The sequence below is a fragment of the Sulfitobacter sp. TMED3 genome (assembly GCF_002167505.1).
In the GTDB taxonomy this organism is placed as follows: domain Bacteria; phylum Pseudomonadota; class Alphaproteobacteria; order Rhodobacterales; family Rhodobacteraceae; genus Sulfitobacter; species Sulfitobacter pontiacus.
This window is the reverse complement of sequence record NZ_NHBI01000005.1, coordinates 1-12694: the sequence shown is the minus strand read 5'-3', so window position 1 is coordinate 12694 and position 12694 is coordinate 1. Positions and strand designations below refer to the sequence as shown.

The window sequence follows — 12694 nt, the reverse complement described above, 5'->3', positions numbered from 1 at the left end:
TTTCCCTCCGAGGGGTTGCCTGATGACCGATACGACTTCGAACAAAATGTGGGGTGGCCGTTTTGCCGCCGGACCGGACGCGATCATGGAGGCGATCAACGCCTCGATCTCGTTTGACCAGCGTATGGCCGCCCAGGACATTGCCGGGTCGCGTGCCCATGCTGCCATGTTGGCTGCACAAGACATCATTAGTGATAGCGATGCCGACGCCATTCGGAAAGGGTTGCTCACGGTGTTGTCAGAGATCGAGGGCGGGACATTCGCCTATTCGACCGCGCTGGAAGACATCCACATGAACGTCGAGGCGCGCCTGAAAGAGGTGATCGGCGAACCGGCAGGCCGTCTGCACACGGGCCGGTCGCGCAACGATCAGGTGGCGACCGATTTCAAACTGTGGACCCGCGACCAGTTCGACGCCGCCGAAAGCGGATTGTTGGCGTTGATCAAGGCCTTGCTGGGTCAGGCAGAGGCCGGAGCCGATTGGGTCATGCCCGGTTTCACACACCTTCAGACCGCGCAGCCGGTCACCTGGGGCCACCATATGATGGCCTATGTCGAGATGTTTGGCCGCGATCTGAGCCGGATGCGCGACGCACGTGCGCGCATGAATGAATCGCCTTTGGGCGCGGCTGCGCTTGCGGGCACGTCCTTTCCGATCGACCGCGACATGACCGCACAGGCGCTTGGCTTTGACCGTCCGGCCGCCAATTCGCTGGATGCGGTCAGCGACCGTGACTTCGCGCTTGAATTCCTGAGCGCTGCGTCGATCTGCGCTATGCACCTGAGCCGTTTCGCCGAAGAGCTGGTGATCTGGTCCTCGGCGCAGTTCCGTTTCGTGACCCTGTCGGACCGTTTCTCGACCGGATCGAGCATCATGCCGCAGAAAAAGAACCCCGACGCGGCAGAGTTGATCCGCGCCAAGATCGGCCGGATCATGGGGGCCAATGTGGCGCTGATGATGGTGATGAAGGGGCTGCCGCTGGCCTATTCCAAGGACATGCAGGAAGACAAAGAACAGGTCTTTGACGCCGCGGACAACCTGATGCTGGCGCTGGCCGCGATGGAAGGCATGGTCAAGGATATGTCCGCGAACCGCGAAAGCCTTGCTGCGGCGGCGGGATCGGGCTTTTCCACCGCGACCGATCTGGCCGATTGGCTGGTCCGCGTGCTGGGGCTGCCGTTCCGCAATGCGCATCACATCACCGGATCGCTGGTGGCATTGGCCGAACAGAACGGCTGCGACCTGCCGGACCTGACGCTGGAGCAGATGCAATCGGCTCATGGCGACATCACGGCAGATGTCTTTGACGTTTTGGGCGTGGAAAATTCCGTCAATTCGCGTATGTCTTACGGGGGCACCGCGCCCGCACAGGTGCGCGCGCAGGTGGCCCGCTGGAAAGGGATCATCGGATGAAACCCGTCGCCATTATTGCCTTGTTGCTGACTCTCGCCGCCTGTGGCGTGGACGGGGAACCCGTGCCGCCGCAGGTCAATAGCACGGTGACGCTGTCGTCGTCGGGCATGTCGGTGGGCACTGGCGTCACCCTTGGCCGCGGCCCGTTCCGGCTGGGTCTGGGGGCGGCGCTGTGATCCGCGCGGCGGTGCTGGCCGTGGTTGCATTGGCGGTGCTGGCGGGCTGTGACAGCGCGCAACGCCATGCGCCAAGCGCCCATGACAGCCGCGCCTATCCCCCCGCGACGGATACCGCCACCCGCAAGCATCGCAGCAACTATGAGCCCGGTGTGCATATCTCGGGGCATGTGGATGTGGGCGTTTCCAAGACATTCTGACCGGCGGGGCGGGTGGCGCTGATTGCCATTCCCGCCGCCTTTGGTATTGGGGTAAGCTGTGGTCTGCCGCGATGCCTTTCCCTGCGGTCCGCCGCCCGTAAACGATCGCCGGCAGCTTTCGGCGGGAAAAGCTTAGGAGCCTGAAACTATGGATCATTTCCTGTACCGCGATGGCGCGCTGTTCGCCGAGGATGTCGCCATCTCCGAGATCGCAGCCGCGGTCGGCACGCCCTTTTACGTCTATTCGACCGCCACGCTGTTGCGCCACTTCAAGGCTTTTGACGATGCGCTGGACGGGATGGACCATCTGGTCTGCTACGCGATGAAAGCGAACTCGAACCAAGCGGTGCTGAAAACGCTCGCGCAGGCGGGGGCGGGCATGGATGTGGTGTCGGCGGGGGAATACCTGCGTGCCAAGGCGGCAGGCGTGCCCGGCGACAAGATCGTTTTCTCGGGTGTGGGTAAGACCGTCTCTGAAATCCGGCTCGCGCTTGAGGGTGGCATCCGCCAGTTCAACGTCGAATCCGAACCCGAGATGGAGGTGCTGGACGCCGTCGCACGGTCGATGGACAAGGTCGCGCCGATCACCATCCGCGTGAACCCCGATGTCGACGCCAAAACACACGCCAAGATCGCGACCGGCAAGTCCGAGAATAAATTCGGTATCCCCATCGCCCGCGCGCGCGAAGTCTATCGCATGGCCGCCGCGATGCCGGGCCTGGAGGTCGTGGGCATCGACGTGCACATCGGCAGCCAGCTGACCGATCTGACGCCGTTCGAACTGGCGTACCAGAAGGTTGCGGAACTGACCGAGCAGCTGCGCGCCGACGGGCATACCATCCGTCGTCTGGATTTGGGCGGTGGGCTGGGAATCCCCTATGAGCGTAGCAATGCCGCCCCGCCGCTGCCCACGGATTACGGCGCGATGGTGCAAAAGACGCTTGGCCATCTGGGCTGCGAGATCGAGATCGAGCCGGGCCGCCTGATCGCGGGCAACGCCGGTCTCATGGTGAGCGAGGTGATCTATGTCAAATCCGGCGAGGGCCGCGATTTCCTGATCATCGACGGAGCGATGAACGACCTGATCCGCCCCGCCATGTACGAAGCCCATCACGATATCATCCCCGTCGTCGAAGCCGAAGCAGGGGCCGAGCAGCAGCCCTATGACATCGTCGGGCCGGTCTGCGAATCCGGTGATACCTTTGCCAAGCAGCGCATGATGCCAAAGCTGGCGGCGGGCGATCTGGTGACCTTCCGCAGTGCCGGTGCCTATGGCGCGGTGATGGCCAGCGAATACAACTCTCGTGCGCTGATCCCCGAGGTGCTGGTCCATGGCGATCAATTTGCGGTTATCCGCCGACGCCCGACCTTTGACGAAATGATAAATCGCGATACCATTCCCGAATGGCTGTGACCGCGTCTTGCGTGTCCGGCTTTTGAAAGCAGGGCCCGCATGACGCTTTTCACCGCCAAGGATGACGACCACTCGCCCGAGCAGGGTCTCAAGTCGATTCTTTGGCCCCTGCGTCTGACCTGGGCCGGTATCTGGGCCGAGGTGTTGGTGCAGGCGTTCTGGCCGCTGATCGCCTTGGTGCTGGCTGTTCTGGCGGTGCTGATGCTGGGGCTGCACGATACCGTGCCGATGTCCGTCGTGACGGGCGCTGTCGTTGCTGTGACGCTGGCCGCTGTCGGGGCGCTGGTCTATGCGCTGCGCCATTTACGCATCCCCCGCCGGATAGAGGCGCTGACCCGCCTTGACGCCAGCCTGCCCGGACGCCCTATTCAGGCGCTGATGGATGTGCAAGCGATCGGCACGGGGGATGATGCCTCTGCTGCGGTGTGGCAGGCGCATCAGCGCCGCATGGCCGCCCGTGCCGCCGCTGCGCAGGCGGTGCCTGCGGACTTGCGCATCGCGCGCCGTGATCCCTTTGCCCTGCGCTATGTCGCGCTGCTGGCTTTCGTTACGGCGCTGGTCTTTGGGTCGGTGCTGCGCATCGGGTCGGTTGCGGGTCTGACGGCGGGCGGGGGGGCTTTGACCTCCGGTCCGGTCTGGGAAGGCTGGGCCGAGCCGCCGCGCTATACCGGCAAGCCGACACTGTACCTCTCGGACCTTGCCGAAGGGCCGTTGTACCTGCCTGCGGACACGTTGATCACGCTGCGCATGTATGGCGAAGTGGGGGCGCTGTCGGTGACCGAGACCGTCTCGGGCCAGCCCCAGCCAGAGGGTGAATCACCCGCCATCGTGCAGGATTTCAAGGTCAGCCAAAGCGGGCAGATCGCCATCGACGGCCCGAACGGGCGGGCGTGGGACGTGACGATGCTGCCTGATGCCAAGCCGCAGGTCGAGATTGCAGGCCCGCCCGAGGTGACCGCCCTTGGCGAGATGCAACTGCCCTTTGTGGCGCGGGACGACTATGGCGTCGAAGCGGGCGAGGCGCGGATCGATCTGGATCTGGCCGCTGTGGACCGCCGCTATGGGCTGGCGATCGACCCTGACCCGCGGGCCGAGATGATCGTGCCGCTGTCACTACCCATTGCCGGGGACCGCCGCGATTTCGAAGAGAACCTGATCGACGATTTTTCCAAACATCCGTGGGCCAACCTGCCGGTCACCGTCACGCTGAGCGTGCTGGATGCCTCGGAACAACAGGCGACCACCCCACCGACGCAGATGACCCTGCCGGGGCGACGCTTTTTCGATCCGCTGGCGGCGGCCGTTATCGAACAGCGGCGCGATCTGCTGTGGGCCAAGGGCAACGCCGACACCCTCGCGCAGGTCTTGCGGGCGGTGTCCTATCGTCCGGAGGATGTGTTCCGCTCTGACACCGCGGCGTTGCGCTTGCGGCGGCTGATTGAACGGATCGAAATTCGCGCCCGCTATGGTTTGTCCGACGAGGTGCAGACCGAGATCGCGGATGATCTGTGGGACTTGGCGATTGAACTGGAGGAAGGAGTGCTGGCCGATGCGCTGGACCGGATGCGCCGCGCACAGGAGCGTTTGCAAGAGGCGATGAAGAACGGTGCCTCGGACGCCGAGATCGCAGAGCTGATGGAAGAGCTGCGCCGCGCCACCGACGACTATATGCGCCAGTTGCAACGCCAGCAGGCGCAAGAAGGTGAGAACGGCGACCAGCAGCAAGGCCAGCAGGGCGAGACCATGCAGATGACGCAGGACGACCTGCAACGCATGATGGACCGGATTCAGGAACTGATGGAGCAGGGCCGCATGGCCGAGGCGGAACAGGCGCTGCGCGAGCTGCAAGAGATGATGGAGAACATGCGCGTTACCCAAGGCCAGCCGGGCGAAGGTGGGCAATCCGAGGGTGAACAGGCGATGGAGGGACTGGCCGATAGCCTGCGTGAGCAGCAAGAGCTAAGCGATCAGGCGTTCCGCGATTTGCAGGACAGGTTCAACCCCAATGCCGATGACGGCCAGCAACAGGGGCAGGACCAGGGCCAGCAGCCCGGCCCGCAACAGGAGGGCAACCAGCCCGGCCAACCGGGGCAGCAGCCGGGCCAGAACAACGGCCAGGGCGAACCGGGGCAGGGACAGGGATCGATCGCTGACCGTCAGCAAGCGCTGCGCGACGAGCTGCGCCGTCAGGAAGGGCGTCTGCCCGGTGGTGGCACCCCGGAAGGTGACGCCGCGCGCGATGCGCTGGACCGTGCCGGCCGCGCGATGGACGGTGCCGAAGAGGCTTTGCGCCGCGACGATCTGGCCGAAGCGATCGATAACCAGTCGCAGGCGATGGAAGCGCTGCGCGAGGGGATGCGCGCCTTGGGCGAGGCGATGGAACAGGATCAGCAGGCGTCCGAGCCCGGACAAGGCACCGCGCAGGGCAACCGCCGTGCCGAGAACACGGACCCTTTAGGGCGCGAACAGGGGGCGAATGGCGCGCAGGGGTCAGAGGGTGATCTGGCGCTGGACAATGACGCCTATGGCCGCGCGCGTGAACTGCTGGACGAGATCCGCCGCCGCTCGGGCGAGGCGACGCGGCCAGAGGTCGAACGCGACTACCTGCGCCGTCTGCTGGACCGCTTCTGATAGGATTGATGACCCAAGGACAGGGCCGCCAAAAGGACGGGCCCGATCCGTTTTAGCTGCCCGACTGCGACGCCCGTGCATCCAGCCATTGCAGTGTTGATTGCAACATCCCGTCCAGCCATTGGCGCGCGCTGTCCACCTGCGCGACGTAAAGCGCAAGATAGGGGCGCAGTGCGGGAACCGCTTCCGAGATTTGCGGCGAAAAGACGTATAGCAGCACCAGCACAGAGGCGAGCGCGACAATCAGCACGAACCCGCGGCTGAACCCGCCCCGCTGTTTCGGGTCCGCATGGGTATCGCGCCCGGCATCTGCGCCCGTGTTCGGGATCACGCGCCGTTCTGATCCGGTGCGCAGGGTGGAATTGATCTCTTCGATATCGGGCAGCAATTCGCGGCGCGATGCAACNGCCGCNGCGGCGGCTGTGGTCTCGGCANCGCTGTGCTGCTCTTCGCCGCGCAGACGCGACATGCGGGCCTTGGCCTGCTGCGCGCGGTCGCTTTCGCTGGGTTGGTCTGCTTCTTCAAGCCCCAGATCNGGCTGGCTTTCAAGGGTCTNNGCCTGACGGCGACGGCGGGCTTCTTGTTCCGCCTCGGCCTCTTGCCGGAGAATATCGGCGACNGAAGGGTCAAGCTGNTTGCGCGGTGGCGGGGCNGGATGCGCGGGTTCGCCCGCGTCGGGGTCTTCCGCNGCGTCTGCGTCGGGCTCGGGNGNGCTNGCTGGGGCGGGCGCATCTNCATCGCGTTCGGGCGCGACGCCATTNTCCGCATCATCGNGCCCGGACAGAGCGGCGGAAACCGTGCTGATCCTGCTGTCGTCCTCNTCATCGAGAGGGGGGAAATCGGGGTGGTGCTGGAACCAGGTCTGGCCGCAGTTCGAACATTGCACATCGCGACCGGAAGAGGGCATCACCTCGTCCGGGACCTCGTACTGCGCATCGCAATTGGGACAGATCAGTCTCATGTTGCGCCCCGAACCATTGGAAACCTCTTCGTTTTCACGTCAGATCAACCTTATGTCCTAGAAAACCGTAGGAAAAGTGCAATCTTCATGCAATGGCTGCGCCGGGGTGCATTGAAACCCAAGCGGTGCTGGGGCACAACAGTTCAAACCAAGCGGGATATGCGTGTGATCGAGTTTGAAAACGTGGCCTACAGCTATGGCGGGGGCGAGCTTTTGTCCGATATCTCGGTCAAGCTGGNGCCGGGGNCGTTNCATTTTCTGACGGGTCCGTCCGGCTCTGGCAAGACCACTTTGATGAAGCTCTGCTATGGCGCGCTGCTGCCCACGGCGGGGCATGTGTCGCTGTTTGGCAAGGACGTGCGTGCNATGGACCGCGATGANATCGCGATGATCCGGCGACGTGTGGGCGTGGTGCACCAGGATTGCCAATTCCTGAACCATTTGCCGGTTGCCGAAAACATCGGTTTGCCGCTGACCGTGTCGGGCCGCCATGCGGAAACCGGCGGCGATGACCTGCAAGAGCTGCTGTCGTGGGTCGGGCTGAGCAGCCGCGCCGATGCCCTGCCGCCAGAGCTGTCGGGCGGTGAGCGCCAGCGTGCGGCGCTGGCCCGTGCGGTGATCATGTCGCCAGATGTGGTGCTTGCGGATGAACCCACCGGCAACGTCGANTGGGAAATGTCGCAGCGCCTGCTTCGCCTGCTGGTAGAGCTGAACCGCATGGGCAAGACCGTGTTGATCGCGACCCACGATCTGGGGCTGATCCGTGCCACCAAGGCGCAGGTGCAGGCGCGTGTCTTGCGTATCGCCAACCGGCGCATCCAGTTGGCGGGGGCGGATCTATGAAGATGCTGCGCATTGCGCTGACCGCGCTGTGGAANGGCGACCGTCAGGCGGACCGTGTGGTGCCGCCGTCGGGNTTTACCGCNCAGTTGACCCTGTTTGCCGCGGGAACGATGGCGTTTCTGGCGGTCTTTGCGCTGGCGCTGTCGCTGGCGTCGGGNCGGTTGGCGAATATCTGGGGGCAAGAGTTGGCACGCACCGCGACGATCCGTGTTGTGGCCCCNATCGACCAGCGCAGCGCNCAGACCGAGGCCGCCTTGCGCATCCTCGAGACGACCAAAGGNGTCGCCACAGCCCGCGCCCTCACGGATGAAGAGCAGCAATCCCTGCTGGCCCCCTGGTTCGGTCCAGANCTGGCCATTGATGCNCTGCCNGTGCCCCGCCTGATCGAGATCNTCGAAGAGGACGACGGCATGGACGCCGANGGCNTGCGCCTGCGNCTCGCGGCAGAGGTGCCAGGGGCGGTTCTGGACAATCACAGCCGCTGGCGCGCGCCGCTGGTCAAGGCCGCGTCGCGNCTGAAGCTTCTGGGCTGGGTCTCCATGATCCTGATCATCGCGACGCTGGCCGCGATGGTGACACTTGCCGCCAATGCGGCGCTGTCGGCCAACGCTCAGGTCATTGCCGTTTTGCGTCTGGTGGGCGCGACCGACAGCTATATCGCGCAGGCCTTTATCCGGCGTTTCACCCTGCGCGCGCTGACCGGCGCTGCGGCGGGCACGGGGGTCGGGCTGCTGGCGATACTGCTGTTGCCAAGCACCGCTGACGCGGGGGGCTTTCTGACGGGCTTGGGCTTTCAGGGCTGGCACTGGGTTGTGCCGCTGGTGATCCCGTTTCTGTCCGGTGGTGTCGCCTTTGCGGCCACAGGGGCGGCCGCGCGCCGTACATTAAAGGAACTCGCATAATGTTGCAGTGGATACGATCCTTGACCTTCATCGTGCTGGCCACGGTCTATATGCCGCTTCTGGGGCTGNTTTACGCGCCTTGGGCGATGTTCTCGCGGCGGGGGGCCTATGCGGCGTGCAAGGCCTATGCGGCGGGGACCATGTGGATGGCGAAGGTCATCGTCGGGTTGCGGTGCGAGGTGCGGGGCGACGTGCCGGACGGGGCCGTGTTGGTCGCCGCCAAACACCAGTCTTTCCTTGATATCCTGATGATCTTTCACATTCTGCCGCGCGCGAAATTTATCATGAAACGCGAGATTTTGATGACGCCGGTGATCGGGCAATATGCCAAGCGCATGCAGATGGTCGCGGTGAACCGTGGCAAACGGGGCGCGGCGATTTCCAAGATGCTGNCCGATGTCAAAGCGGGCGAGGCCGAACCGGGTCAGCTTGTCATCTATTCGCANGGCACACGCGTCGCGCCCGGCCTGTCTGTNCCCTATAAGGCAGGCACTGCCGCACTTTACGAGCAGATGAACCAGCCCTGNGTCCCCGTCGCCACCAACGCNGGTTACTTCTGGCCNCGGCGCGGGCTGTACCGGCGTCCGGGTGTGGCAGTGGTCGAGTTCCTGACCCCCATCGCGCCGGGGTTGGAGCGGGCCGCCTTCATGAAACGGCTTGAAGAAACGGTCGAGACACGGTCGGACGCGCTCTTGGCCGAGGCGGGGTTCAAAGCCCCTCAACCGAGATAGTCTCTGCCCCTACCGATCGGCGCGCACGACGGTTAGGACACAACGGTTAGAACACAAAAAAGGGTGGGCCAAACGGTCCACCCTTTGTCGTTTCGATGCAGGCGGCTGCCTTACATGTGGATCGGGCCGTCGCCACAGGCCAGCGCGGCTTCGCGGACCGCTTCGGAGTAGGTCGGGTGCGCNTGGCAGGTCATNGCCAGATCCTCGGCAGAGGCACCGAATTCCATCGCAACGCAGACCTCGTGGATCAGATCGCCGGCACCGGGGCCGATGATATGCGCGCCGAGGATGCGGTCGGTTTCCTTGTCGGCGATCAGCTTGACGAAGCCTTCGCCCGCNAAGACGGCCTTGGCACGGGCGTTGCCCATAAAGCTGAATTTGCCGACCTTATAGGCGCGGCCTGCTTCTTTCAGTTGCTCTTCGGTGGCACCGACATTGGCAACCTCGGGGTGGGTGTAGATCACGCCGGGGATCACGCCATAGTTCACNTGGCCATGNTTGCCNGCCACGACCTCTGCNGCGGCCATGCCNTCATCTTCGGCCTTATGCGCCAGCATNGGGCCTTCNATNACGTCGCCGATGGCGTAGATGCCNTTGACCGAGGTTTCCCAGGTGTCGCTTACCGCGATCTGGCCGCGTTTGGTCAATTCGACCCCCAGACCTTCAAGGCCCAGACCGTCGTGGAACGGCTTGCGGCCTGTNGANACNAGNACAACNTCGGCGTCCAGCGTGTGTTCGCTGTCATCCTTGCGCAGCTTGTANGTCACCTTGGCTTTGGTCTTGGAGGCTTCNGTGCCTTGTACGGCGGCGCCCATGACAAAGTTGACGCCCTGCTTTTTCAGGATGCGCATNAAGTTCTTCTGNACTTCGCCGTCCATGCCGGGGGTGATCGCNTCNAGNTATTCNACNACNGTCACNTCGGNCCCNAGACGCGCGTAGACAGAGCCGAGTTCGAGCCCGATNACGCCNGCGCCGATCACGACCAGCTTTTTCGGGATCTTGTTCAGCGNCAGCGCGCCGGTNGAGGTGACGACGACCTTTTCGTCAACCTCGACACNGGGAAGGGCGGAGGGTTCGGACCCTGTGGCGATGATGATGTTCTTGGCCTCGTGGACCTCGTCACCGACCTTGACCTTGCCGGCTTCGGGGATGCTGGCCCAGCCTTTGATCCAGTCGATCTTGTTCTTCTTGAACAGGAACTCGATCCCCTTGGTGTTGGTGTCGATCGTGTTCTGTTTGTAGGTCTGCATCTGCGCCCAATCGACCGAAGGGCTTTTGCCCTTGAGGCCCATTTCGGCAAAGTTGTGTTCGGCTTCGTGCAGCATATGCGTGGCATGCAGCAGCGCCTTGGACGGGATACAGCCGACGTTCAGGCAGGTGCCGCCCAACGTCTCGCGGCCCTCGACACAGGCGGTTTTGAGGCCCAGTTGGGCGCAGCGGATGGCGGATACATAGCCGCCGGGGCCGGAGCCGATGATGATGACATCGTAGCTGGACATGGAAGGTCTCCTTCGTGGTCGGGAATTGGGGTAGAGTAGAAAGTGTGGCGTTCAGGCATGCAGGGGCGGGGCGTGTTGCGGTCAAGGCTAGGGGGCGCTGCCCCCGTGCGCAAGCGCACGCCCCCGGGATCTATGCCATTTGGAAGATCAAAACAGCGCGGCCAGCAGCATCAGCACCGTAGCACCCAGGCCCACGGCCCAGATCAGCGAGCGTCCGGGACGCAGGCCAAGCGCATAGGCTGGCACATAGGCGACGCGGGCCGCGAGGAAGATCCATGCGAGAATGGCGGTGTAGGTCGTGTTCTGGCCGGACATCTGCAGCACCACGACGGCGACGGCGAAAAGCGCCAGCGCTTCGAACATATTGTTGAAGGCGCGGCCCAGACGGGCGGTCCTGTCAGAGAGCGATTTCGACGGCTCTCGGTCGCGCGCGGACATGGTGTAGCCGGGGCCGACCTCGCGGTTGGCAGGGATCGCATAGGCGACAAAGGTCACGACCTGGAGCAGCGCCGCGAGGGTCAGAACGGTGAGTTCGGGTGTCATCTTGGCGGTCCGCTATAGCGCGAGGAAATAGAGAATGGCGGTGGCGGCAAAGCCCGCCAGCCATGCGAGGGTCCGGATCGCGGGCACGCCAAGCGCATAGACCGGCAGATAGATGATCCGTGCGATGAGGAAGACCTGCGCGGCCAGCAGGGACGTGGCATTGGTGCGGTCCAGCATTTCGAGGATCAGCACCGCCGGGGCAAAGAGCGCCATTGCCACGATGGAGTTGTCCAATGCGCGTTTCAGCCGGGCCGTCATGCCGGTCATCGACCGGTCTTCGTCGCGCGACGAGAGCAGATAGCCCAGGCTGAGTTGTTGTGCACCGCCCAGAACCTGAAGCAAGATTGTCAGCATAACGAGCAGGCCATAGGCGGCGAGGATCGTGGTCTCTGTCATCATTTGTCCTTTCCGGGCGGTGGGTGTGGTGGGTTACAGGTCCATCAGCAGGCGGCGTGGGTCTTCGAGCGCTTCTTTCACGCGGACGAGGAAGGTCACGGCACCTTTGCCGTCCACGATGCGGTGGTCATAGCTGAGCGCCAGATACATCATCGGACGGATCACGACCTGACCATTGATCGCCATGGGGCGGTCCTGGATCTTGTGCATCCCGAGGATACCCGATTGTGGCGGGTTCAGGATCGGCGAGGACATCAGCGAGCCATAGACACCACCGTTGGAGATGGTGAAGGTGCCGCCCTGCATTTCCGCCATGGAGAGCTTGCCATCACGGGCGCGGGCACCTTTTTCGGCAATCGCCTTTTCGATATCTGCAAAGGACATCGCATCCGCGTCACGGATGACCGGCACCACGAGGCCCGTCGGCGTGCCCGCCGCGATGCCCATATGGACGAAGTTCTTGTAGACGATATCGGTGCCGTCGATCTCTGCATTGACCTCGGGGACTTCTTTCAGCGCATGGCAGCAGGCCTTGGTGAAGAAGGACATGAAGCCCAGTTTCACGCCGTGCTTCTTCAGGAACAGGTCCTTGTACTCGTTGCGCAGTGCCATCACCTCGGTCATGTCGACCTCGTTGTAGGTGGTCAGCATGGCAGCGGTGTTCTGGCTGTCCTTCAGGCGCTTGGCGATGGTCTGACGCAGACGGGTCATCTTCACCCGCTCTTCGCGCGACGCATCGTCGGCCGAGACCGGGCCGCGCACCGGTGCAGGTGCTGCGGCCGGGGCGGCTTTGGCGGCTGCGATCGCGGCAGAGACGTCTTCTTTCATGATGCGGCCATCGCGGCCCGTGCCTTTGACGTCAGCGGCTTTCAGACCGGCTTCGGCCATCGCTTTTTCCGCGGAGGGCGCGTTGGCGACGTCCTTCGATGCGGCGGCCGGAGCAGAGGCTGCGGCAGGGGCTGCGGTCGGCGCCGCCGCCACCGC

The 12694-nt window shown here is 63.8% G+C and carries 13 protein-coding genes; 8 read left to right on the top strand and 5 right to left on the bottom strand.

What is annotated here, in order from left to right; all coding sequences use genetic code 11:
* The first annotated feature begins 22 nt into the window (after nt 1-22).
* From argH to CBB63_RS01255, 5 genes are all read left to right on the top strand, one after another.
* On the top strand, nt 23-1414 hold the full coding sequence (argH, locus tag CBB63_RS01275; protein WP_286697846.1) for an argininosuccinate lyase: 1392 nt from the start codon (nt 23-25) through the stop codon (nt 1412-1414).
* The gene (locus CBB63_RS01270) at nt 1411-1590 is read left to right on the top strand and encodes a hypothetical protein (RefSeq protein WP_009826028.1); all 180 of its coding nucleotides are present in this window, start codon (nt 1411-1413) and stop codon (nt 1588-1590) included. The genes argH and CBB63_RS01270 overlap by 4 nt, the downstream gene beginning before the upstream one ends.
* Nucleotides 1587-1790, top strand: a complete 204-nt coding sequence (locus CBB63_RS01265) for a hypothetical protein (protein ID WP_005851483.1) — start codon at nt 1587-1589, stop codon at nt 1788-1790. Before CBB63_RS01270 ends, CBB63_RS01265 begins: the two co-directional genes overlap by 4 nt.
* Before the next feature lie 148 nt (nt 1791-1938).
* Entirely contained in the window at nt 1939-3204 is a 1266-nt protein-coding gene (gene lysA / locus CBB63_RS01260; protein WP_286697845.1) for a diaminopimelate decarboxylase, read from the top strand.
* Nucleotides 3205-3243: 39 nt separating this feature from the next.
* A complete protein-coding gene (locus tag CBB63_RS01255) occupies nt 3244-5835 on the top strand; it encodes a TIGR02302 family protein (RefSeq protein ID WP_286697844.1) in 2592 nt (863 codons plus the stop codon).
* A gap of 52 nt (nt 5836-5887) precedes the next feature.
* Here the strand turns inward: CBB63_RS01255 and CBB63_RS01250 are convergent, their stop codons facing one another.
* Nucleotides 5888-6796: a zinc-ribbon domain-containing protein gene (locus CBB63_RS01250; protein ID WP_286697843.1), complete on the bottom strand. Its 909-nt coding sequence runs from the start codon at nt 6794-6796 to the stop codon at nt 5888-5890.
* Nucleotides 6797-6961: 165 nt separating this feature from the next.
* Between CBB63_RS01250 and CBB63_RS01245 the strand changes: the two genes are divergently transcribed.
* From CBB63_RS01245 to CBB63_RS01235, 3 genes are all read left to right on the top strand, one after another.
* The gene (locus tag CBB63_RS01245; RefSeq protein WP_286697842.1) at nt 6962-7639 is read left to right on the top strand and encodes a cell division ATP-binding protein FtsE; all 678 of its coding nucleotides are present in this window, start codon (nt 6962-6964) and stop codon (nt 7637-7639) included.
* Nucleotides 7636-8541: a cell division protein FtsX gene (locus CBB63_RS01240; RefSeq protein WP_286697841.1), complete on the top strand. Its 906-nt coding sequence runs from the start codon at nt 7636-7638 to the stop codon at nt 8539-8541. The genes CBB63_RS01245 and CBB63_RS01240 overlap by 4 nt, the downstream gene beginning before the upstream one ends.
* Nucleotides 8541-9272 (top strand): lysophospholipid acyltransferase family protein, encoded by a 732-nt coding sequence (locus CBB63_RS01235; protein WP_286697840.1) that lies wholly within the window; start codon nt 8541-8543, stop codon nt 9270-9272. Before CBB63_RS01240 ends, CBB63_RS01235 begins: the two co-directional genes overlap by 1 nt.
* Nucleotides 9273-9382: 110 nt before the next feature.
* On the opposite strand, the gene lpdA is transcribed toward CBB63_RS01235, so the two are convergent.
* From lpdA to odhB, 4 genes are all read right to left on the bottom strand, one after another.
* Nucleotides 9383-10771 carry a dihydrolipoyl dehydrogenase gene (gene lpdA / locus CBB63_RS01230; RefSeq protein ID WP_286697839.1) on the bottom strand — a complete coding sequence of 463 codons (1389 nt, stop codon included), beginning with the start codon at nt 10769-10771 and terminating at the stop codon, nt 9383-9385.
* A gap of 147 nt (nt 10772-10918) precedes the next feature.
* Nucleotides 10919-11314, bottom strand: a complete 396-nt coding sequence (locus CBB63_RS01225) for an MAPEG family protein (protein WP_005851499.1) — start codon at nt 11312-11314, stop codon at nt 10919-10921.
* A gap of 12 nt (nt 11315-11326) precedes the next feature.
* Complete coding sequence (locus CBB63_RS01220; RefSeq protein WP_005851501.1) at nt 11327-11713, bottom strand: MAPEG family protein; 387 nt, start codon at nt 11711-11713, stop codon at nt 11327-11329.
* Between the two features lie 30 nt (nt 11714-11743).
* A partial coding sequence (odhB, locus tag CBB63_RS01215) for a 2-oxoglutarate dehydrogenase complex dihydrolipoyllysine-residue succinyltransferase (RefSeq protein WP_286697838.1) occupies nt 11744-12694 on the bottom strand: 951 nt, incomplete at its 5' end.

What these genes read in the sequence shown, in the direction of transcription:
- argH (WP_286697846.1), top strand. Translation starts at nt 23, where the DNA reads ATGACCGATACGACTTCGAACAAAATGTGGGGTGGCCGTTTTGCCGCC.
- CBB63_RS01270 (WP_009826028.1), top strand. Translation starts at nt 1,411, where the DNA reads ATGAAACCCGTCGCCATTATTGCCTTGTTGCTGACTCTCGCCGCCTGT.
- lysA (WP_286697845.1), top strand. Translation starts at nt 1,939, where the DNA reads ATGGATCATTTCCTGTACCGCGATGGCGCGCTGTTCGCCGAGGATGTC.
- CBB63_RS01255 (WP_286697844.1), top strand. Translation starts at nt 3,244, where the DNA reads ATGACGCTTTTCACCGCCAAGGATGACGACCACTCGCCCGAGCAGGGT.
- CBB63_RS01225 (WP_005851499.1), bottom strand. Translation starts at nt 11,314, where the DNA reads ATGACACCCGAACTCACCGTTCTGACCCTCGCGGCGCTGCTCCAGGTC.
- CBB63_RS01220 (WP_005851501.1), bottom strand. Translation starts at nt 11,713, where the DNA reads ATGATGACAGAGACCACGATCCTCGCCGCCTATGGCCTGCTCGTTATG.